We start from the raw sequence: 21,189 nt of genomic DNA on the forward strand, positions 1-21,189 counted from the left end.
GAGGCCGCCGCCGGGGGGCCGCACGCGCGCGCGTCCGGCCCCCCGGCGCGTGCCGGGCCGGAGGCAATAGGGTCGCCGCGACCCACGACACGGCACTCCCGGCCGCCCCGGCCGTGACCACACAGGAGGCTCCTGCGATGCGGATCGGCGTGCTCACCGGAGGCGGGGACTGCCCCGGCCTCAACGCGGTCATCCGAGCCGCGGTGCTCAAGGGCACCAGCGAGCACGGCTTCGAGTTCGTCGGCTTCCGCGACGGCTGGAAGGGCCCGCTCGAGGGCCTGACGACGCCGCTGGACGCCGACGTCGTGCGGCACATCCTGCCGCTGGGCGGCACGATCCTCGGCTCCTCGCGCACCAACCCGGTCAAGGTCGACGGGGGCGTGGAGCGGATCCGCTCGACCATGGCGGACCTCGGCGTGGACGCCCTGCTGGCGATCGGCGGCGAGGACACCCTCGGCGTGGCCACGCGCCTGCACCAGGAGGGCATCAAGGTCGTCGGGGCGCCGAAGACCATCGACAACGACCTGTCCGCCACCGACTACACCTTCGGCTTCGACACCGCGGTGCAGATCGCCGTCGACGCGTGCGACCGCCTGGCGACCACGGGCGCCTCGCACCACCGCGCGATGATCGTGGAGGTGATGGGCCGGCACGCGGGCTGGATCGCGCTGCACACCGGCATGGCCGCCTCCGCCCACGTCACGCTCGTGCCCGAGCAGGAGTACGACGCCGACGCCGTGGCCGCCACCGTGGCCGAGGTGCTCGAGCGCGGCGAGGCGCCGCTGCTCGTGGTCTCCGAGGGCGCCATCCCGGCCGGCGGCGGCGTCACGCACACCGGTGCCGAGCTCGACGCCTTCGGCCACGTGCAGCTGAAGGGCGCGGGGGAGCAGCTGGAGCGCGCGCTGCTCGAGCGCCTGCCCGACCTGCCGACGCGGGTCACCGTGCTCGGCCACCTGCTGCGCGGCGGCACCCCCACCGCGTACGACCGCATCCTCGGCACCCGCTCGGGGCTGTCGGCGGTCACGGCGATCGCCGAGGGGGACTTCGGGACGATGGCGGCCCTGCGCGGCACCGAGGTCGTCCAGGTGCCGCTCGCGGAGGCCACCGGCGAGCTGAAGACGGTGCAGCCGCACCGCCTGGCGGAGATCGCCTTCGTCTCCGGCTGACGGGGCCGAGCTCGTCGCGCGGCGCCGTCCGGTCAGCCGGGCGTGCTGCCGTCGGGCCGGGCGTGCTGCCGTCGGGCCGGGCGCGCTGCTGTCGGGCACGGGGTGGCCCTGTGCTCATCAGACGAGCACAGGGCCACCCCGTGCCCGTTCCCGATGGGTGTGGCGCCGCCCACGGGGGCTGCGTGCGGTGGGCGGACGCCGGACGCCGATCCCGTGTCGCCCCACGGGACCGGGCGGACGCCGCACCAGCCCGCCGCCGGGCCTGCGAGGGGTGCCGTGCACCGGCGGGACGCAGCGACGGCGACCGTGCGGGGCGCGCGGCCGCACCCCGTACCCTTGGCGGTCGTGAGCGCGACCAGCACCCAGGCCCCCGGCGTCCCCGCACTGCCGCAGCTGGACGCCTACCGCTCCCTGCCCGCCGTGCAGCAGCCCGCCTACGACGAGGCCGCGCTGGCCGAGGTCGACGCGGAGCTGCGCACCCTGCCCCCGCTGGTCTTCGCCGGCGAGTGCGACATCCTGCGCACCCGCATGGCCGAGGCCGCCGCCGGCCGCGCGTTCGTGCTGCAGGGCGGTGACTGCGCCGAGACCTTCGGCGGCGCGACAGCCGACGGCATCCGGGCCCGCGTGCGCACGATCCTGCAGATGGCCGTCGTCCTGACCTACGCGGCCAGCACCCCGGTCGTGAAGATGGGCCGGATGGCGGGGCAGTTCGCCAAGCCCCGCAGCAGCGACTCCGAGACCCGGGACGGCGTGACCCTGCCGGCCTACCGCGGGGACGCCGTCAACGACTTCGCGTTCACGCCCGAGGCCCGCGCGCACGACCCGCGCCGGCTGCTGAAGGCGTACCACACCTCCGCGGCGACCCTGAACCTCATCCGCGCCTTCACCACCGGCGGCGAGGCCGACCTGCGCCAGGTGCACACCTGGAACCGCGGCTTCGCCGCCAACCCCGCCAACGCCCGCTACGAGGCGCTGGCGCTGGAGATCGACCGCGCGATCTCGTTTATGGCCGCGTGCGGCGCCGACTTCGACGCGCTGCGCTCGGTGGAGTTCTTCTCCAGCCACGAGGCGCTGCTGCTGCCCTACGAGCGGGCGCTGACCCGCATCGACTCGCGCACCGGGCTGCCCTACGACGTCTCGGCGCACTTCGTGTGGATCGGGGAGCGCACCCGCCAGCTCGACGGCGCCCACGTCGACCTGCTCTCGCGCGTGCAGAACCCCATCGGCGTCAAGCTCGGGCCCACCACGACCCCGGACGACGCCCTCGCCCTCATCGACAGGCTCGACCCCGCCCGCACCCCCGGCCGGCTGACGTTCATCACGCGCATGGGCGCGGGCAGGATCCGCGACGCGCTGCCCGCGCTGGTGGAGAAGGTCACCGCCTCCGGCGCGCAGGTGGTGTGGACGTGCGACCCGATGCACGGCAACACCATCACCTCCCCGAGCGGGTACAAGACGCGCCGCTTCGACGACGTCATCGACGAGGTGCGCGGGTTCTTCGAGGTCCACCGCGCCCTGGGCACCGTGCCCGGCGGCCTGCACGTGGAGCTGACCGGCGGCGACGTCACCGAGATCCTCGGCGGCGCCGGCCGGATCGAGGACGTCGACCTCGCCACCCGCTACGAGTCCCTGTGCGACCCGCGGCTGAACCACCAGCAGTCCCTGGAGCTGGCGTTCCTCGTCGCCGAGATGCTGCGCGGCTGAGCCCGCCCGTGCCCGCTGCTCCCGCTGCGGCGCGCGTGCGCGCCGACCTGCGCTCGGACACCCTCACCCGGCCCACCGAGGCCATGCGCCGCGCCATGGCGGGCGCCGAGGTCGGCGACGACGTCTACGGGGAGGACCCGACGGTGCGCGCCCTGGAGGAGCGGGTCGCCGCGCTGCTCGGGCACGAGGCCGCGCTGTTCACCCCCACGGGGTCGATGGCCAACGTCCTCGGCGTCCGCCTGCTCGTGCCGCCCGGCGCGGAGCTGCTGTGCGACGCCCTCGCCCACGTCGTGCGCGCCGAGCTGGGCGCCCACGCCGCGCTGTCCGGGGTGACCACCCGCACGTGGTCCAGCCCGCGCGGCCTGCTCGACGCCGCTGCGCTGGAGCGGGTCGGCGCCCTGCTCGCGCCGGACGCCGGCCCGTACCAGGTCTCCACCGCCGCGGTCGCCGTCGAGGACACCCACAACTTCGGCGGCGGCACGGTGCAGCCGCTGGAGTCGCTGCGGCGGCTGCGCGCGGTGACGGCGGCCGCCGGCGTCGCGGTGCACCTGGACGGCGCCCGCCTGTGGAACGCCGCCGCGGCCACCGGCGCGGACCTCGCCGACCTCGGCCGGTGCGCCGACACGGTGTCGGTCTCGCTGTCGAAGGGCCTGGGCGCTCCGGTCGGCTCGCTGCTGGTCGCCGGCGCCGAGCGCGTGGCGCGAGCGCGCGTGGAGCGCAAGCGGCTCGGCGGCGGCATGCGCCAGGTCGGGATCCTCGCCGCGGCCGGCCTGCACGCGCTCGAGCACCACCTCGAGCGCCTCGCCGACGACCACGCCCGCGCCCGTCGCCTGGCCCTCGCGTGCGCCGAGGCCCTGCCCGGCTGCGTGGACCCGGCGCTGGTGGAGACGAACATCGTCGTCCTGGCCGTGCCCGACGCGCCGGCGCTGGCCGCGCGGGCGCAGGACGGCGGGGTGGCCGTCTCCGTGCTCGGGCCGCGCACCGCGCGCCTGGTGACCCACCTCGACGTCGACGACGACGCGGTCGCCTCCGCGGTCGACGTCCTGGCGCCGCTGCTGCGCGAGCAGGCCCACCCGGCGTCCTGACGCCCCCGCACGCCCCTGCGGCACCCTCCCTCACGCGTGATCTTGCAGTTCCGGTGCGGTTGCGGACCGGAGCTGCAAGATCACGACGAGGATGGGCAAGGGCGCGCTGGGAGGGTGGCGCGCCGGGGGAGCGGCGTCAGACGACCGTGAGCTTCACCGCGGAGCCGCGCGGGACCTGGCCGCCCGAGGGCTCCTGGGAGCGCACCGTGCCGAAGAACCCGCCGAGCACGCGCTCGACCTCCACGCGCAGGCCCGCGGCCTCGAGCGCCGCCTGCGCGGGCTCGAGCTGCTGCCCGACGACGCCGGGCACCCCCACCAGCGGCGGCCCGGAGGAGACCACGAGGGCCACCGGGTCGCCGCGGAAGAGCGTGCCGCCGTCGGGGGACTGCCGCACGACCGAGCCGGCCGGCACGGTCTCGGAGGGCTCCTGGGCGACCTGCCCGACGCGCAGCCCGGCCGCCTCGACGGCCTCCTGCGCCTCCGCCCGCGGCTGCCCGGTCACCTGCGGGACGCCGAGCGGCTGGCGGCCGCGGGAGACGGTCAGGTCCACGGGGGAGCCGGCGCGCGCCTGCTCGCCCGGGGGCGTGCGCTGCGCGATCACGCGGCCGGCCTCGACGGTCTCGGAGAACTCCTCGGTGACCGTCCCGAGCACCAGGCCGGCGCCCGTGATCGCCGTCTCGGCCTCGGCGCGCGTCATCGCGCCGACGTCGGGGACGGCGGACGTCTGCGGCCCGAGGGAGACGGCCACCACCACGGCGCTGTCCTGCGGCACCGAGGCCCCGGCACCCGGGCGCGTCGAGACGACCCGGCCGGCCTCCACCCGGTCGCTGTAGGTCTGGGTGACGTCCGCGCTCAGCGCCCCGCTCGCCAGCGCCGCGCGGGCCTCGGCCTCGCTCGCCCCGACGACGTCCGGGACGTCGACGCGCGCGAGCGGGCCGGCGAGCAGCGCCCAGGCGCCGCTCAGCACCGCGGCCGCGGCCAGCGCCGCGAGCACGGCGAGCAGGGGGCCCCGCCGCGCGCGACGGCGCCCGAGCGGGCCCGCGCCGGCCCGGGCCTCGCGCGGAGCCGCAGCGGCGGCGGGCACGCGCTCGTGCCGCGGCTCGGCGGGGCGGGGCACCCGTCCCAGGGCCTGCCCGGCGACGTCACCGGGGGCCCGCCCCGCGGCCTCCCGCTCCAAGGCCTCCCCGACGGCCTCCCCGACGGCCTCCCCGACGGCCTCCCCGACGGCCTCCCCGACGGGCAGGGCGCGCACGTGCTCGCGCCGCACGCGGCGGGTCGTGCCGTCGCTCGCCACGACCGGCAGGGGAGCGGTGCGGGTCAGGGCCTGCGAGGCGGCAGGCGCCTCGCGCAGCGGGGTGGTGGCGGTCGCCGCCGGGGTGCCGGTCAACGGGGTGGTCAGGGGGGTGGTGGCGCGCAGCGGGGTCGCGGCGACCGGGACGGGCGCGGCGACCGCGGCGCGCGCGTCCAGCGCGGCGCCGTCCAGGCCGGCGCGCACCTCGCGCACCTCGGCCAGCAGCTGCCCGGCGTCGGCGGGCCGGCGGGAGGGGTCGCGGGCGGTGGACCACAGCACCAGGTCGTCGACGTCCCCCGGCACCGCCGCGCCCGCCGCGGACGGCGGCGGGACGTCCTCCTGCACGTGCCGGAAGGCGACCTGGGCCGGCAGCCCGCCGGCGAAGGGCGCGCGGCCGGTGAGCAGCTCGAAGAGCACGATGCCGGCGGCGTAGACGTCGGCGCGGGCGTCGGCGGTGCCGTGCAGCACGAGCTCCGGCGCGAGGTAGCCCACCGTGCCGATCAGGGTGCTGGCCGCCGTCCCGCCCGTGCTGCTGGCGGCGCGGGCCAGGCCGAAGTCCGCCACGCGCACGCGCCCGTCGTCGCCGATGAGGACGTTCTCCGGCTTCACGTCGCGGTGCACGATGCCGGCCGCGTGCGCCGCGGCGAGGCCGTCGAGGACGGCCTCGGTGGCCTCCAGCGCCTCGCGCACGCTGAGACGGCCCTTCTCGGTGAGGACCTCGCGCAGCGTGCGACCGGGCACGAGCTCCATCGCCAGGTAGACGGCGCCGTCGCCGACGCCCTGGTCGTACACGGCCACGACGCCCGGGTGCGAGAGCCGCGCCGCGGAGCGGGCCTCGCGGCCGAAGCGGTCGACGAAGGCCTGGTCCTCGGCCAGGTGCGGGTGCATGACCTTCAGGGCGACGGGCCGGTCCAGCCGCAGGTCCGTGGCGAGGTAGACGGTCGCCATGCCGCCGCGGGCGATGCGGGAGGAGACCTGGTACCGCCCGTCGACCAGGCGGCCGACGAGGGGGTCCTGCACGGCGGTGACCACGGGCCGAGCATAGGGTCGCGGTCCCGCCCGCCGGGGGCGTTCGCGGACTCAGCGGAAGCGGTCCCGCAGGGCCTGGATGTTCGCCACGTAGCGCAGCGTGTCCGGATAGATCCCGTTCGCCCGGACCCCGGCGAGCCCCTGGTAGTACGCCGCGACGGCCGTCGTCTCGTCCGGCGCCTCGCGCAGCAGCTGGCGCAGGATCGCCGCTCCGGCCGTGGCGTTGTCCTCCGGGTCCAGCAGGTCCAGCTCGCGCCCGACCAGGGACGACGCCCAGTCCCCGGCCGAGGGGATGACCTGCATGGCGCCGACCGCGCCGGCGGGGGAGACCGCCCGCATGTCGAAGCCGGACTCCTGGTGGGCGATCGCCAGCGCCAGGGAGGGGTCGACGCCCACCGCGGTCGCGGCGTCCGCGACGACCTGGCGCATCGCGTCGCGGCTGGGCACCTCCCGCGCTCGGAGCGCGTCGCGGCTGGCGGTGGCGGCCGCGGTGACCTCGGGCGGGTAGGTGCGCCCCGCGAAGCTGCTCGCCACCGGCTCGCTCGGCGCGGCGGGCTGCTCGGTCGGGTGCTCGGCCGTCTGCTCGGCGGGCTGTTCGCTCGGCTGCTCGGCCGGCTGCTCGGCGGCCGCTGCGGGCAGGACCAGCTCCTGCCCGGGTCGGATGCGGCGGGGGTCGGGCAGGGCGTTGGCGGCGGCGATGTCGGCGACCGAGGTCCCGGTGCGCGCCGCGATGTCGTAGAGGGTGTCGCCGGGTCGCACCACGTGGACGGCCTCCGTCGGGACGGGGGCCGGCTCCGCGGCGTCCTCGGCCGCCTCGGCCGGGGGCGCCGGCAGCACGAGCACCTGCCCGGGTCGGATGCGGCGGGGGTCGGGCAGGGCGTTGGCGGCGGCGATGTCGGCCACCGAGGTCCCGGTGCGGGCGGCGATGTCGTAGAGGGTGTCGCCGGGGCGCACGGTGTGCGTGGCGGGCGCTCCCTCCGCGGCGGAGGCGGACGCCGTCACGGTCGCGGTCAGCAGCGCGCAGGCGCCCACCGCGGCGGCCGCGGCGGCCAGGCCGCGGTCGCGCCGGAGGCGAATGCGGGGGCGGGGGTGCGGGCGAGGACGGTCCGGGAACGGCATGGCGGGCGCTCCTGCGGGTCGGCGGTGTGCGGTCCGGTGCTCTCGCGCCCGCGGGCGGCGGACGTCGGGCGACCGGTGCGTCGCACCGCCCGTTCCGGCGGGAGCCGTGACTCACCGTGGTGCAGGACGACGGACCCGGCAAGGTCGACCTGCGCACCCGGCAGACTCCTGCGCTCCGGCCCGGGAGCGCGCCACCAGGACCCTGACGACCGCGCTCCCGGAGCCGGCGCCCGGCCGCGGGCCTCAGCCGAAGCGGGCCATGAGGGTCTGGACGTTGGCGACGTAGCGGCGCGTGTCGGGGTACATCCCGTTGCGGCGCACCCCCGCGAGGCCCTGGTAGTAGCCGGCGATGGCGGTCGCCCGGTCGGAGGCGCTGCGCTGCAGCGAGCGCAGGATGGCGACGCCGGCCGTGGCGTTGTCCTCCGGGTCCAGCAGGTCCAGGTCCCGCCCGACCAGGGACGACGCCCACGCCCCGGAGGAGGGGATGACCTGCATGACGCCGACGGCGTTGGCCGGGGAGACCGCCCGCATGTCGAACCCGGACTCCTGATGCGCGACGGCGAGCGCGAGCGCGGGGTCCACGCCCATGGTGCGGGCGGTGCGCGCGACGATGCGCTGCATCTCCGCGCGGCCGGGCACCGCCCGCGCCGCCAGGGCGTCGCGGTTGATCGCCGCCGCGGTCGTGACCCCGGGGGCGTAGCTGCGCCCGGCGAAGGAGGTCGGCATGGGGGTCGAGGGCGCGGACGGCGCGGACGGCGCGGACGGCGCCGCGGTGGCCGTGCCGCGGGCCGGGACGGTGAGCACCTGGCCCGGGCGGATGACCGAGGACGCGGTCAGCCCGTTGGCGGCGAGCACCGCGGCGACCGGCACCCCGGCGCGGGCGGCGATGGAGCTGACGGTGTCGCCGGGGGCGACGGGAGCGCTCGTCACCGGTGCGCCGGCGGCGCCGGGCCGCGGCGCGGGGGAGCCCGCCGGGACGGCCAGGCGCTGCCCGGCGCGGATGCGCCCGGGGTCGGCGAGGCCGTTGGCGCGGGCGAGGGCGGCGGTGGTGGTGCCGGTGCGCGCGGCGATGTGGCTGAGGGTGTCGCCCGGCTGCACGGTGTACGCGGCGGCAGCGGGCGCGGCCGGCGCGCTCGCGGGCCGGGCCGCGGCGGAGGGCACGGTCAGGCGCTGCCCGGCGCGGATGCGCCCGGGGTCGACGAGGCCGTTCGCGCGGGCGAGGGCGGCGGTGGTGGTGCCGGTGCGCTCCGCGATGTGGCCGAGGGTGTCGCCGGAGCGCACGGTGTGGTCGGTGTGCGCGGCGGCGGGAGCGGCGCCGACGGCGGGCAGCACGGCGCCGAGGGTGGCGGCCACGCCGAGGGAGACCGCGGGCCGCCGCACGTGCCGGGCGCGGGCGCGCCGCGCGGTCGGGGGAGGAGGGACCTGAGCGGGCATCGGGGAGCTCTCCTGCGGGTCGGCTGTCGTGCGGGGCGGCTGTCGTGCGGGTCGGCTGTCGTGCGTGATCGGTGGTGCGGACGCCGGGACGTCCGGTTCATCCCCTCCTTCGGCCGCACGGGCCGGCCCCTTGAGCCGATCGGGTGCCGGCAGTGGCAGGCTCTTGCGGGTGAGCGAGGACCTGGACCAGCTCGAGGCCCTGGTCGGGCCGGACGACGCGTGGCTGACCGTCCCGGACGTCGCGGCGGCCCTGGGCACCGACGTCAGCCGCGTGCGGCGCATGCTCGACGAGCGCCAGCTGCTCGGCGTCCGGACCGGCCGGCCGCGGGTGCTGCGGGTGCCGCGCGTGCTCGTCGAGCCCGAGCCGCTGGTCAGCCTGCCCGGCACGCTGACCGTGCTGGCGGACGCCCGCTACTCCGACGAGGAGGCGCTGCGCTGGCTGTTCACCCCGGACGACGCGCTGGGTGACACCCCGGTGGGCGCGCTGCGCGCCGGCCGCATCGCGCCGGTGCGCCGCCGCGCGCAGGTCCTCGGCTTCTGAGCCGGTGCTGCGTCGGCGGTTCCTCGCGCTGGGTGCCTGCGCCGTGGCGGGGGCGCTGGGCGGCTGCACGCGCGCCGGCGGCTCGGGGTCGGGCGCCGCGGGCGGCGGCGCGGGGCCGGCGGCGCTGAGCGCGCGACCGCAGGCGGGCTCGAAGACGGGCTCGGCGGCGCCGCTGCCGGAGCCCGGCACGCGCCCCCTCGGGGTCGCCGCCGACCGCGACGCCCTCCTGCACGTGCCGGAGGGCCTGCCGGCCGGCGCGCCGGTGCCCCTGGTGGTGGTGCTGCACGGCGCCGGCGGCGACGCCGAGGCGGGCCTGGCCGTGCTGCGCGCCCCCGCGGACGAGCACGGCCTTGTCCTCCTCGCCCCCGCCTCCCGCGGCTCGACGTGGGACGCCGTCCTCGGCGCCTACGGGCCGGACGTCGAGGTCGTCGAGCGGGCCCTGTCGGAGGTGTTCGCCGCGGTCCCCGTCGACGCCCAGCGCGTCGGCGTCGCCGGCTTCTCCGACGGCGCCTCGTACGCGCTGGGCCTGGGCCTGGCCAACAGCGACCTGTTCTCCTCGGTCGTCGCGCTCTCGCCGGGGTTCGTGCCGCGCGCCGCAGCGGGAGGGCGGCCGCGGGTCTTCGTCGCGCACGGCGTGCACGACGAGGTGCTGCCGATCGGCTCGACCAGCCGGCGCATCGTCCCCGACCTGCGCGAGGACGGCTACGACGTCACCCACCGCGAGTTCGACGGCGGCCACGTGGTGCCGCCGGAGGTCGCGCAGGAGGCGGTGGCCTGGCTCGGCCGGGACGGTACGGGCTGAGCGGGTCAGGCGGCCCCGTGCCGGGACAGCCACGCGTGGGGAGCGGCGACGACGGCGACGTTGACGTCGACGGCCTGCAGGACCTGCTCGACGGCGTAGCCCAGGAACGGCTCCCCCGACCCGCCGGCGCGCAGGTCCGTGCCGAGCACGACGAGGTCCGGCTGCTCCTCCTCGACCAGCCGGATGATCTCGGCGGCGGGGTTCGACCCGTGCAGCAGGACCACCTGGGGGTCGGCGCCGAGCCGGACGGCGAGGTCGCGGGCGCGGGCGAGCACCTGGTGCCCGAGGCCGTCGTAGGAGCGGGCCAGCCGGGCGGGGCCCTCCGCCCCGCTCCGGTCGGCGCCGCCGCCGCTCCCGGCGGCAGCGGCGCCGACCGGCGCGGCGGAGCCGAGGGGGGCACCGTCCGCGGCGGGCGGGGCCACGTGCGCGATGACCAGCTCAGCACCGCCGTGCGCGGCCGCGCTGAACCCGACCTCCTGGGCGAGCCGGTTCGGCACGGTGCCGACCACGGGCACGAGGACTCGCGAGAAGCCCGTCATCGCGCCGAGGCGGGCGAACTGCCCGCTGCGCACGACCAGGACGGGCAGGTCGCTGCGGTCGAGGAGCTCGTCGGTCAGGGCCGACATGAAGGCGCCCTCGTCGACGCCCTCGTGAGCGCCGATGCCGACGGCGCCGTAGCCCAGGCGCACCTGGCGGTGGACGGCGTCCGCGGGGGTCAGCCCGCCGACCGCGCTCACGACCTCCACGCGGCGCCGGGTGAAGACCTCCGCGATCGGGCGGGTGGCCGGCTCGCCGGCGGTGCCCACGCCCAGCACCGTGGCGGGGGTGCCGGCCGGCCACGCCAGGTCGAGGACCTTCGCGGCCAGCAGCGACTCGGCGGGCCGCTCGACGGGCACGAGCACCGGCTCGGGGCGCACGAGGAGGTTGCCGCGCAGGGTCTCCTCCTCCTCGAGGCGGCGCTGCTCCTCCTCGGTGCCCTGCCAGCGGCGGGCGACCGCCCGCAGCAGCGGCGGCGCCGCCATCGACGTCGCGATGGCCATGATCACCACCGCGGTGTAGCTGCTGGCGGTGAGGATGCCCAGAGAGAGCCCGACGGTGGCGATGACGATCTCCAGGGCCCCGCGCGCGTTCAGGCCCGCGCCCAGGGCGAAGCACTCCGCGCGGCCGAGGCCGGCGATCCGCCCGCCCGCGTACGCGCCGAGGAACTTGCCGGCGCTGGCCACGAGGACGACGACGAGCGCCCACAGCACGACCACGGGGTCGGTCAGCAGGCCGAGGTCGACCCGCAGGCCGGCGACGGCGAAGAACAGCGGGGCGAACACCGCGCCCGTCACGTGCTCCAGGACGCCGGCCACCCGGGTGTCCTGGTAGCGGGAGCGGCTGATGACGACGCCCGCGACGAACGCGCCCAGCACGGCCTCCACGCCGAGGGCCTGCGTGACCGCGCCGGCGGTCAGGGTGGCCACCACGACGACGGTCACGGCCGCGGAGACCCCGCCCTCGCGCCGGCGCACCGCGCGCAGCGCCGCGTCCACCGCGCGCTGCCCGAGGGTGAAGGCGATGCCGATGAAGGCCGCCATGCCCCCGACGGTGAGCAGGAGGCGGTCGACCTCCACCGACCCGGTGCGCGCCAGGCTGGCGATGGCGCCCAGCAGCAGCCAGCCGATGAGGTCGTTGGCCATGCCCGCGGCGATGGTCAGCTGGCCGAAGTTGCGCCGGGTCAGGCCCAGCTCGGAGAGGATCCGGGCGATGACCGGCAGCGAGGAGATGCTCAGCGCGGTCGCGAGGAACAGCGCGAAGACGGTGCGCTGCGCGTCCTCGCCGACGAAGCCGTCCGGCACCAGGTAGCCGGTGCCGAGGCCGAACGCGAAGGGCACGAGGATGCTGCCCGCGGTGACCGCCGCGGCCGCCCGCCCGAGCTGGCGGACCAGGCCGAGGTCGGTCTCGAACCCGGTCAGCAGCAGCAGGAGCAGGACGCCGACCCAGCCGACCACCTGGAGCATCGCCGACTGCGCCGGGTCCGCGGGGAAGAGCCACTGCGCGCCCTCGGGCCACACGCTGCCCAGCAGGGTCGGCCCGAGCAGGACGCCCGCCGCGATCTCCCCCACGACGCTGGGCTGGCCGACGCGCACCATCAGCGCGCCCAGGGCCCGGGCGAGGGCGAGGAGGACCACGAACTGCACGAAGAAGACGAGCAGCGCGTGCTCCTCGATCGGGACGACCTGCACCTGGGCTCCTACCGCGTCGGCGCCCCGGGAACCGCCGCCCGGGGTCGGCCCGCACTACCCGGGCGCGCCGGCTCCACGCGCCGGAGTCGGTCGCGTGCTACCGGTGCCGCTGACGGCGGGCCGCGCGGGCGCGCACCAGCGCCGGGCCGGCCACGGCGAGGCGGCGCGGCAGGGAGACCGCGACCCGCCGGTGCAGCACCTGGTGCTCGGCCCGCTCCACCGCGCCCAGGATCCCGCCGTACAGCTCGTAGGCGCACCGGATGGCGTCGCGGCTGGTCGGGTGCAGCATCGCGATGCCGGGCTCGGCCTGTCGGTACAGCTCCCGGGTGCGCGCGACCTCGGCGCGCAGCAGCTCGACCACCGCGGGCGGTGCGTGCCCGCTGCGGCGGGCGGCGAGCAGGTCCTCGCGCGTGACGCCCGCGGCGGCGAGGTCCTCGGCCGGCAGGTACACGCGCCCGCGCTCGAGGTCCTCCCCGACGTCGCGGATGAAGTTCGACATCTGGAACGCCTCGCCCAGGCGCTGCGCGCGCACCGCGGCCTCCGCCTCCAGGCCGGGCAGCGGCTCGAGCACGGGCAGCATCTGCAGCCCGATCACCGACGCCGACCCGTACATGTACCCCTCGAGGTCGGCGTAGGTGGCGTAGCCGGTCCGCGTGATGTCCATGCGCATCGAGGCCAGGAACGCCTCGACGTGCCCGGGCGGGATCTCCCACCGCCGCACGGTGGCGAGCATCGCCCGCCCGACCGGGTCGGCCGGCTCCCCGGAGCGCAGCGCCGCGAGGAAGCCCGCGCCCCAGTCCACCAGCGCCCGGGGGTCGGGGGAGGTGAGGGAGTCGACGAACTCGTCGGCGTAGCGGGCGAAGCCGTACAGCGCCCACACCCACGGCCGCTTGGCCGGGGGCAGCAGCGCCGTGGCGAGGAAGTACGTGCGCCCGTGCTCGGCGTGCAGGGCCCGGCAGACCAGCAGGTCCTCGCGCAGCCGGGCGTCGGTGATCCCCGCGGCGTCCAGGCTGCCCGCGCCGGCCGGGCGCCGCCGCCGCAGCCCGGGCGCCGCCGTCACCGCCACGTCACCGCCACGTCACCGCCACGGGCGCGTCACCGCCACGCGCGCGAGCGGTAGGCGCGGTCGCGGCCCGTGATGCGCTCGGCCGCCAGGCGCCCGGAGACCAGCACCATCGGCACCCCCACGCCCGGCTGCGTGCCGGAGCCGGTGAAGACGACGTTCTCCCCCCACAGGTTGCCCGGGCGGAAGGGGCCGGTCTGGCCGAAGGTGTGCGAGGAGGCGAACGGCGCGCCGTCCGCCATGCCCCGCGCCCGCCAGTCCAGCGGCGTCGTCACGTGCTCGACCTCGATCCCGTCCCCGAAGCCGGGGTACCCGCGCCGCTCGAGCGTGGTGACCACGTGCTCGCGGTACCCGCCGGCGATGCGCTCCCAGTCGACGCCGGAGCGGGCCCCGGCGGACAGGCTCGGGGTGGGGAAGAGGACGTAGTACACGTGCCGGCCGGGCGGCGCGAGCTCCGGGTCGGAGAGGGTGGGGGTGGAGACGAGCACGCTGGGGTCGCTCATCAGCCGGCCCCCGGTCAGCTCCTCGAAGACCTCCCGCCAGGCCCGCCCGAACAGGATCGTGTGGTGGGCGTTGTCCGGCCAGCTCGCCCGCGAGCCCGCGAGCATCAGGTAGCACGACGGCGAGTACGTCAGGCGGCGCAGGCGGCGCGGCTGCACCCCCAGCAGCTCGGTGTAGGCGACCGGCAGGTCGGGGTTGAGCACGACGGCGTCGCACGCCACGCGCTCGCCGTCCGCGGTGACGACGGCGCTCGCGCGGCCGCCGGAGTGCTCCACGCGCACCACCTCGGCGCCGTAGCGGAACTCCACCCCGTGCGCGGCGGCCGCCGCCGCCATCGCCGAGGGCAGCGCGTGGATGCCGCCGCGCGGGAAGAACACCCCCGCCACGGAGTCCATGTAGGCGATCACCGCGTAGATCGCCAGGGCGTCGTAGGGGGAGAGCCCGGCGTACAGGGACTGGAAGGAGAACACCCGCTGGGTGCGCTCGTCCTTGAGGAACTGCTGCACGACCGGCGCCAGGCGCCGGAAGCCGCCGGCGGCGACCAGGCGGGCGAGGTCCGGGCTCAGCAGGTCCGCCGGGGTGTCGATGTTGCGGTCGATGAAGTGCCGCATCTCGTAGCGGTACAGGCGCGAGACGTACTCGACGAAGCGGCGGTAGCCGTCGGCCTCGGCGGGCCCGCACACGGCGGAGATCTCCGCGGCCATCGCCTCCGGGTCGGCGTGGACGTCCAGGTGGGAGCCGTCGGCGTAGCGCGCGCGGTACAGCGGCGAGACCGGCTCCAGCTCCAGCCAGTCGGTCATGTCCTCGCCGAGCGCGTCGAAGCAGTCGGCCACGAGGTCCGGCATCGTCAGCACGGTCGGCCCGGTGTCGAACCGGTACGCGCCGCCGTCCACGGGGGTGGTGATCCGCCCGGCGCGCCCGCCCGGGAGCTCCTCGCGCTCGAGCACCGTCACGCGGCGGCCGGCGCCGGCCAGGCGCATCGCCGCCGACAGGCCCGCCAGGCCGGCGCCGACGACGACGACGTGGTCGGTGGGCCCGGTGACCGCCCGCGAGCGCCCGGGCAGGACGGCGTCCACGGCGCGCCGCAGCGCCAGCGCCGAGGGGGCCGCGGGGGCGGCCGTGCGCGCGCTCACGCGGCCCTCGTCGTGGCGGCGTCGACCAGGCCGTCGAGGACCGCGCGCGCCGCCTCGTCCACCGGAGCCCGCGACAGGGCCTCCCGGCTGCGCTCGACCCCGTCGACGATCATCGCCTCCACGCGCAGGAGGGCGCCGGTGTCGACGACGACCTCCCGCAGCCGCGCCACGCCCCCGTCGTCCAGGGCGGGGTCGCCGAGCAGGCGGCGCACCGCGGCGGCCTGGGAGGGCGTGGCCCGCTGCAGGGCGAGGGCGATGAGCACCGTGCGCTTGCCCTCGCGCAGGTCGTCCCCGGCCGGCTTGCCCGTCTGCTCCGGGTCGCCGAAGACGCCGAGGACGTCGTCGCGCAGCTGGAACGCCTCGCCCAGCGCCAGCCCGTACGCGGAGTACGCGGCCACGAGCTCCGGCTCGGCGCCGGCGAGCGCGGCTCCGAGCAGCAGGGGGTGCTCGACGGTGTACTTGGCGCTCTTGAAGCGGATCACCCGGCGCGCGCGGTCCACGGCCTCCTGCGCCGCGGCGTCCTCGGCGGCGGCGCCCGAGCCGGTGGAGGAGGGCAGCACCTGCGCGAGCATGTCGAGGTACTGCCCGCCCATCAGCTGCGTGCGCATCCGGTCGAAGACCGGCCGGGCCCGCGCCAGCGCCCCGGCGGGCAGGCCCGCGCCGTCGAGCACCTCGTCGCTCCAGCTCAGGCACAGGTCGCCCGCGAGGATCGCGCCCGCGGAACCGAAGCTCTCCGCGTTCCCGCTCCAGGCGCTGCCGCGGTGCAGGGCGGCGAACTGCCGGTGCACGGCCGGCATGCCGCGGCGGGTGTCCGAGGCGTCCATGACGTCGTCGTGGATGAGGGCGGCGGCCTGGAAGAGCTCCAGCGCGGCGGCGGCCCGCACCACCGCCTCCTCGGCTGCGCCCCCGTCGCCGTCCCGATCGCCGTCGGCGCCGCCGGGGCCGCGGGCGCCGCGCCAGCCCCAGTAGCAGAACGCCGGGCGCAGCCGCTTGCCGCCGGCGACCAGGCGCGCGACCGCGTCCACCAGCGCCGCGCAGTCCGGGGAGACCTCCGCCAGGACGTCGGCCTGGTGGGCCAGGACGTCCTCGAGGACGCCCTGCACCCGGGCCCGCAGCTCGTCGGCGTCCGTGGCCGTCGCGGCGATCACGGGGGAAGCCTAAGCACCCGCGCCCCGGGCGGCCCACCTACGCTCGCGCGGGTGGGAGCACGGGGAGGAGGCGGTCGTCGGGACGCGGCGCGGCGCGAGGAGCACCTGCGCCGCTGGTCGCAGGCGCACGGCGGGCTGGAGCCGTCCCCGGGGCCCGTGCGCTGGTGGCTGGAGGGGGTGCGCCGGGTCGCCGAGCCCCTGGTGCGCGCGCGCACCAGCCCCGACGCCCTGACGGCGGCAGGCCTGGTCCTGGCCCTGGCGGCGCTGTGGCCGGCGGCGCAGGGCGGGCGCGCGGCGCTGCTCGTGCCGGTGCTCCTCGCGGCCTCCGCGCTCGCGGACGGGCTCGACGGCGCCGTCGCCGTCCTGTCCGGGCGGGCCAGCCGGCGCGGCGCCGTCCTCGACGCCGTCGCCGACCGGGTCGCCGACGCGGCGGGCCTGGCCGTGCTGTGGCTGCTGGGGGCCCCGGCGACCCCGGTGCTGGTCGCGGCGGGCGCGGGCGCGCTGCACGAGTACGCCCGCGCCCGCGCGCAGGCCGAGGGCATGGCCGGGGCGGGGGCGATCACCGTCTCCGAGCGCCCCACGCGCGTGGCCGTGGCGGCCCTGTTCCCCCTCGGGTGCGGACTGCACCCGCCCGTGGCGGCGCCGTGGGCGACGGGAGGGGCGGTGGCCGCGGCGGTGCTGGCCCTGGCCGGGCTGGCGCAGCTGCTGCGCGCGGTGCACCGGCAGCTGGGCCCGCCGCCGGCACAACCGTGAGCACCGCCGGCGCGGTCGCGAGCCGCCGGCTCAGGCGGTCAGGCCCAGCGTCCTCGCCGTCTCCGAGCGGACCTCCTCGGCCAGCGCCGGGTCGTCGGACAGCCTGCGCCCGTAGGAGGGCACGAACTCCTGCACCCGCGGGCGCCAGCGGTCGACGTCGGCGGGGAAGCACCGCTCGAGCAGCGTGAGCATCGCCGAGACGGCAGTCGAGGCGCCGGGGGAGGCGCCGAGCAGGCCGCCGATGGTGCCCTCGGCGCCGACGACGAGCTCGGTGCCGAACTCCAGCTTGCCGCGCCCCCGGGCGTCCCGCTTGATCACCTGCACCCGCTGCCCGGCGGTGATCAGCTCCCAGTCGCCGCCGTCCACGGTCGGGACGAACTCCTCCAGGGCGCGCAGGCGGGCGCTGCGGGACTGCAGCACCTGCCCGATCAGGTAGCGCGTCAGGACCAGCTCGCTGCGCCCGACGCCCAGCAGGGAGGAGAGGTTGTGCGCCTTCACCGAGCGCGCCAGGTCCAGGACCGAGCCGTTCTTGAGGAACTTGGGGCTGAACCCGGCGTACGGGCCGAACATCAGCGACTGCTCGCCGTCGATGAGGCGCAGGTCCAGGTGGGGCACCGACATCGGCGGCGCGCCGACCTTCGCCTGGCCGTAGGCCTTCGCCTGGTGGCGCGCGACCAGCTCCGGGTCGCGGGTGCGCAGGAACTGCCCGCTGACCGGGAAGCCGCCGTACCCGCGGATCTCGGGGATGCCCGCGGCCTGCAGCAGGGCCAGGGCCCCGCCGCCGGCGCCGACGAAGACGAACCTCGCCGTGGCGCTGCGGCGCTCGCCGGTGGTGACGTCCTGGACGTCGACGCGCCAGCGCCCGTCGGGCTGGCGCCGCAGCCGGCGCACCTTCGTGCCCAGGCCGAGCTGCACCCCGCGCCGCTGGGCGGTGTCGAGCAGCAGGCGGGTCAGGGCGCCGAAGTTGACGTCCGTGCCGGCGTCCGAGCGGGTGGCGGCCACCGGCTGCCCGCGGTCGCGCCCGTCCATCATCAGCGGCAGCCACTGCGCGAGGACGTCCGGGTCCTCGGTGTGCTGCAGGCCGGCGAACAGCGGCTGCGGCGCCAGCGCCTGGTAGCGGGCGCGCATGTAGCGCTGCCCGTCGGTGCCGGTGACGAAGCTGATGTGCGGCACCGAGGTGATGAAGTCGCGCGGGGAGGGCGTCAGGCCCGCGCGCACGAGGGAGGACCAGAACTGGCGCGAGACCTGGAACTGCTCGTTGATGCCGACCGCGCGCGCGGGGTCGACCGTGCCGTCGGGCCGCGCCGGCGTGTAGTTCAGCTCGCACAGGGCCGCGTGCCCGGTGCCGGCGTTGTTCCAGGCGTTCGAGCTCTCCTCGCCCACGGCGGGCGCGGCCTCGAAGACCTCCACGGTCCAGTCCGGCTCGAGCAGGCCGAGCAGCGCCCCGAGGGTCGCGCTCATGATGCCGCCGCCGACGAGGACGACGTCGGGGGACGTGGCGCGGGAACTGGTCAGGGCGTGCTCCCCGGTCGTGGGCTGGCGCGACGGTCGGGGTCACCGACGTCGGTGGTGCCGCCATTGTCGCCCCTCCCCGCGGCGCGCGGGCGAGTGGTGGGTGGCCGGTGTGTCAGGACGACGCCGCGTCCGGGGTCGCCGTGGTGCTGACACCGGCGGGCGGGGCGCGCTCACAGCCGGCTCGTCGTGGCCTCGTCCTCCTGGCCGGCGAAGTACTTGACCAGCACCTCGGCGAAGACCGGCTCGTGCGGGACGGCGCGGGCGAACAGGGTCGTGGACGAGCGCAGCTTCGACGCGTCGACCGGGCCGAGCACCGCGGCGGCGTCGGCGCCGGGCAGGTCGGCCAGGGCGCGGGCGGCCCGGACCAGGCGCGGGCCCAGCACCGGGTGCGCGGCGTAGGCGCGGGCCTCCTCCAGGCCGGAGATCGCGTACCGCTGAGCCGTGGGGCTGCGGCCCAGGCCGGCGACCTGGGGGAGGACGAACCACATCCAGTGGCTCTCCTTGCGGCCGGCCCGCAGCTCGCGCAGCGCCCGCTCGTAGGTGCCGTCGAGCTCCTGCGCGTCGACGAAGCGCTGCAGGTCGAAGGGGTCGGTCACGGGCGGGGGGCCTTCCTGCCGGGACGCCGGGGACGTCGGGGAGCGCGGGCGGCCGGGAGGGCCTGGCGCGCAGGAGCCTCGCGCGGGGGAGCCTCGCGCGGGGGAGCCTGGCGCGCAGGAGCCTCGCGCGGCGGCGGCGCCGTCCAGTGCGCCGGGTGCTCCAGCGAGGCGGGCAGGCGCGTGGCGCCGTCCCCGCGCGCGGAGCGCACCTGCGGCGCGGTGAGGAAGAGGGCGCCGGTCAGGTCGGCGGCGCGCAGGTCCGCGCCCCGCAGGTCGGCGCCGAGCAGGTCGGCGCGGCGCAGGTCCGCCCCGCGCAGGTCCGCGCCCACCAGCAGCGCCCCGCGCAGGTCCGCGCCCCGCAGGTCCGCCGCGCGCAGCCGCGCCCCGACGAGGTCGCCGCGCGGGCGACGCCGGCCCGCGGGCGCGACCTCGGCGCGCACGAGCTCGCTGGCGCGGCGCAGCAGCGCGCCGACCTGCGCCCGGCGGGCCGGTACGTCCACCGCGAGCAGCGCGTCCGGGCCGGAGCGGGTGAGCGCGTCGACCTCCTCCAGCGCCGCGCGCAGCTCCTCGTGCACCGGGCGCGCCGCCGCCAGCGCCAGCGCCTCGTCCAGGGAGCGCATCAGCTCGTGCAGCTGGCGCACGAGGCCGAAGACGGCGAACACCTGCGGCGCCGCGCGCGGGTCCTCGCGCCAGTGCACGCCGCCGAAGACGACCTGGGTGGTCTTCTGGCCCGCTCCGAAGCAGTCGAAGGCGTCGCAGCCGGGGAAGCCGCTGCCGCGCAGGCGCGCGTGGATCCCGCAGCGGTCGTCCCGCTGCAGGTGCGGGCACGGCGTCCCGGCGTCCTTGGTGATCGCGAAGTCCGCCGACGCGGTCAGCGGCAGCGCGACGCAGCACAGCGCGGCGCAGCGCGAGCAGTCCGCCCGCAGGTCGCTCGCCGGCACGGGCCCGCGCCCGGGCACCCCGCTCACCCGGTCCACGCCATCCACAGCAGGTGGGCGACGCCGGCGCGCTCGAGCACCTGGAACGCCAGCGCGCTGGTGTGCATCAGCGCGGCCAGGCCCGTGACGGCGGCCAGGACGTGCGGGACGATCCCGAGGGTGCACCCCGCCGCCGCGACGGCGCTGGCCCGCGCGCCGCGCGAGAGGCCGGCGGCCACCGTGTAGAGCACGCCGGTGCCCGGGGTGGCGACCACGACCAGCGTGGTGAGCCAGAACTCGACGGTCACGGGGCCTCCTGCGCGCGGTCGGCGGCCCGGCGGACGCTAGGTGCCGCCGCTCCCCGGCGCAAGGGCGCGCCGTGGGGCCCGCCGGGTCGGCTCACGACCCCGGGCACCGGCGGCGGGTGGCCGTCGCGGTGGCGCTCGACGTGCTCGGGCTCGAGGGGTCGGGGTCTGGCACGGGAACCTCCTGCGCTCGGTGCGTCACCGCACGGCGACCAGCCGGGCGAAGACCACGACGTTGCTCTCGTAGTGGCCGCTGGACGCGTCGAAGTCCCCGCCGCACGTGATCAGCCGCAGGGCCGGGTGGTCCGTGGTCCCGTAGACCTCCGCCGTGGGGAAGTCGTCCTTGGGGTGCTGCTCCACCCGCTCGACGACGAACACGGCCCGCGACCCGTCCTCGCGCGCGACCACGACCTCGGCGCCGGGTCGCACCTCGGCCAGGCGGTAGAAGACCGCCGGGCCCTCCCTCGAGTCGACGTGACCGGCGATGACCGCCGGCCCCAGCTCCCCCGGCGTCGGGGCGTGCTCGTACCAGCCCGCCAGGGCGTCGTCGACGGGCACCTGCAGGGAGCCGTCGTCCTGCAGGCCCAGGGTCTCCAGCCGCGGGGAGCGCACGCCGACCGAGGGCACGGACACCGACACCGGTGCCGCCCTCGCCAGGACGGTCGCGCCCGCTGCCGCCGACGACACCGCGACCTGGTGCTGCGCGACGGCCGGCGCGACGACGGGTGCCGCGACCGGCGCGGCACCCGGTGCCGGGGGCGCGGGCGGCGCCGGGGTCTGCCCCGCGAGCGCCGCGACCACCAGCGATCCTCCGAGCACGGCGAGCGCTCTGCTCGCGGTGCGGGCGGCGCGCTCGCGA

The 21,189-nt window shown here is 77.8% G+C and carries 16 protein-coding genes and 2 pseudogenes; 6 read left to right on the plus strand and 12 right to left on the minus strand.

What is annotated here, in order from left to right:
- The first annotated feature begins 137 nt into the window (after positions 1 to 137).
- From BLS82_RS13645 to BLS82_RS13655, 3 genes are all read left to right on the plus strand, one after another.
- Positions 138 to 1,166: an ATP-dependent 6-phosphofructokinase gene (locus tag BLS82_RS13645; RefSeq protein WP_092866785.1), complete on the plus strand. Its 1,029-nt coding sequence runs from the start codon at positions 138 to 140 to the stop codon at positions 1,164 to 1,166.
- Between the two features lie 345 nt (positions 1,167 to 1,511).
- Entirely contained in the window at positions 1,512 to 2,870 is a 1,359-nt protein-coding gene (locus BLS82_RS13650; RefSeq protein ID WP_255378335.1) for a class II 3-deoxy-7-phosphoheptulonate synthase, read from the plus strand.
- A gap of 83 nt (positions 2,871 to 2,953) precedes the next feature.
- Positions 2,954 to 3,955: a threonine aldolase family protein gene (locus tag BLS82_RS13655; RefSeq protein ID WP_369811096.1), complete on the plus strand. Its 1,002-nt coding sequence runs from the start codon at positions 2,954 to 2,956 to the stop codon at positions 3,953 to 3,955.
- Between the two features lie 136 nt (positions 3,956 to 4,091).
- Here the strand turns inward: BLS82_RS13655 and BLS82_RS13660 are convergent, their stop codons facing one another.
- The 3 genes from BLS82_RS13660 to BLS82_RS16645 all read right to left on the minus strand — a co-directional run bounded on the left by BLS82_RS13660 (position 4,092) and on the right by BLS82_RS16645 (position 8,828).
- The gene (locus BLS82_RS13660) at positions 4,092 to 6,278 is read right to left on the minus strand and encodes a Stk1 family PASTA domain-containing Ser/Thr kinase (RefSeq protein ID WP_092866791.1); all 2,187 of its coding nucleotides are present in this window, start codon (positions 6,276 to 6,278) and stop codon (positions 4,092 to 4,094) included.
- A gap of 48 nt (positions 6,279 to 6,326) precedes the next feature.
- Entirely contained in the window at positions 6,327 to 7,394 is a 1,068-nt protein-coding gene (locus BLS82_RS13665) for a lytic transglycosylase (protein ID WP_092866793.1), read from the minus strand.
- 243 nt (positions 7,395 to 7,637) lie between these two features.
- Positions 7,638 to 8,828, minus strand: a complete 1,191-nt coding sequence (locus BLS82_RS16645) for a LysM peptidoglycan-binding domain-containing protein (RefSeq protein ID WP_092866795.1) — start codon at positions 8,826 to 8,828, stop codon at positions 7,638 to 7,640.
- Between the two features lie 169 nt (positions 8,829 to 8,997).
- Between BLS82_RS16645 and BLS82_RS13675 the strand changes: the two genes are divergently transcribed.
- A complete protein-coding gene (locus BLS82_RS13675) occupies positions 8,998 to 9,369 on the plus strand; it encodes an Rv2175c family DNA-binding protein (RefSeq protein ID WP_092866797.1) in 372 nt (123 codons plus the stop codon).
- 4 nt (positions 9,370 to 9,373) lie between these two features.
- On the plus strand, positions 9,374 to 10,171 hold the full coding sequence (locus tag BLS82_RS13680) for an alpha/beta hydrolase (protein ID WP_143028864.1): 798 nt from the start codon (positions 9,374 to 9,376) through the stop codon (positions 10,169 to 10,171).
- Between the two features lie 5 nt (positions 10,172 to 10,176).
- Here BLS82_RS13680 and BLS82_RS13685 read toward each other — a convergent pair whose 3' ends face one another.
- The 4 genes from BLS82_RS13685 to BLS82_RS13700 form a co-directional block, all read right to left on the minus strand.
- Positions 10,177 to 12,399 (minus strand): cation:proton antiporter domain-containing protein, encoded by a 2,223-nt coding sequence (locus BLS82_RS13685; RefSeq protein WP_092866799.1) that lies wholly within the window; start codon positions 12,397 to 12,399, stop codon positions 10,177 to 10,179.
- 97 nt (positions 12,400 to 12,496) lie between these two features.
- Entirely contained in the window at positions 12,497 to 13,465 is a 969-nt protein-coding gene (locus tag BLS82_RS13690) for a phytoene/squalene synthase family protein (RefSeq protein ID WP_218123910.1), read from the minus strand.
- Between the two features lie 29 nt (positions 13,466 to 13,494).
- A complete protein-coding gene (gene crtI / locus BLS82_RS13695) occupies positions 13,495 to 15,039 on the minus strand; it encodes a phytoene desaturase family protein (protein WP_369811097.1) in 1,545 nt (514 codons plus the stop codon).
- Positions 15,040 to 15,092: 53 nt separating this feature from the next.
- Positions 15,093 to 16,244 carry a polyprenyl synthetase family protein gene (locus tag BLS82_RS13700; RefSeq protein WP_092866801.1) on the minus strand — a complete coding sequence of 384 codons (1,152 nt, stop codon included), beginning with the start codon at positions 16,242 to 16,244 and terminating at the stop codon, positions 15,093 to 15,095.
- A 51-nt stretch (positions 16,245 to 16,295) separates the two neighbouring features.
- Here BLS82_RS13700 and BLS82_RS13705 point away from each other — a divergent pair, with 51 nt between their 5' ends.
- Entirely contained in the window at positions 16,296 to 16,997 is a 702-nt protein-coding gene (locus BLS82_RS13705; RefSeq protein ID WP_092866803.1) for a CDP-alcohol phosphatidyltransferase family protein, read from the plus strand.
- A gap of 30 nt (positions 16,998 to 17,027) precedes the next feature.
- Here the strand turns inward: BLS82_RS13705 and mqo are convergent, their stop codons facing one another.
- The 5 genes and pseudogenes from mqo to BLS82_RS13730 all read right to left on the minus strand — a co-directional run bounded on the left by mqo (position 17,028) and on the right by BLS82_RS13730 (position 21,131).
- Entirely contained in the window at positions 17,028 to 18,512 is a 1,485-nt protein-coding gene (gene mqo / locus BLS82_RS13710) for a malate dehydrogenase (quinone) (protein WP_218123956.1), read from the minus strand.
- Between the two features lie 170 nt (positions 18,513 to 18,682).
- Positions 18,683 to 19,108: a DUF1810 domain-containing protein gene (locus BLS82_RS13715; protein WP_092866807.1), complete on the minus strand. Its 426-nt coding sequence runs from the start codon at positions 19,106 to 19,108 to the stop codon at positions 18,683 to 18,685.
- A gap of 143 nt (positions 19,109 to 19,251) precedes the next feature.
- Positions 19,252 to 20,085 (minus strand): annotated as a pseudogene (locus tag BLS82_RS13720) (pentapeptide repeat-containing protein); the annotation flags it as partial.
- Positions 20,082 to 20,333, minus strand: a pseudogene (locus BLS82_RS13725) (LysE family transporter); the annotation flags it as partial. The pseudogenes BLS82_RS13720 and BLS82_RS13725, both read right to left, overlap by 4 nt.
- 195 nt (positions 20,334 to 20,528) lie before the next feature.
- The gene (locus tag BLS82_RS13730; protein ID WP_218123913.1) at positions 20,529 to 21,131 is read right to left on the minus strand and encodes a class F sortase; all 603 of its coding nucleotides are present in this window, start codon (positions 21,129 to 21,131) and stop codon (positions 20,529 to 20,531) included.
- Between the last annotated feature and the right edge of the window lie 58 nt (positions 21,132 to 21,189).

It is taken from the genome of Quadrisphaera sp. DSM 44207 (assembly GCF_900101335.1).
In the GTDB taxonomy this organism is placed as follows: Bacteria; Actinomycetota; Actinomycetes; order Actinomycetales; family Quadrisphaeraceae; genus DSM-44207.

Bases quoted from the DNA above. Each gene is read 5' to 3' on its own strand.
- BLS82_RS13645 (WP_092866785.1), top strand. From the start codon at position 138: ATGCGGATCGGCGTGCTCACCGGAGGCGGGGACTGCCCCGGCCTCAAC.
- BLS82_RS13665 (WP_092866793.1), bottom strand. From the start codon at position 7,394: ATGCCGTTCCCGGACCGTCCTCGCCCGCACCCCCGCCCCCGCATTCGC.
- BLS82_RS13655 (WP_369811096.1), top strand. From the start codon at position 2,954: ATGCGCCGCGCCATGGCGGGCGCCGAGGTCGGCGACGACGTCTACGGG.
- BLS82_RS16645 (WP_092866795.1), bottom strand. From the start codon at position 8,828: ATGCCCGCTCAGGTCCCTCCTCCCCCGACCGCGCGGCGCGCCCGCGCC.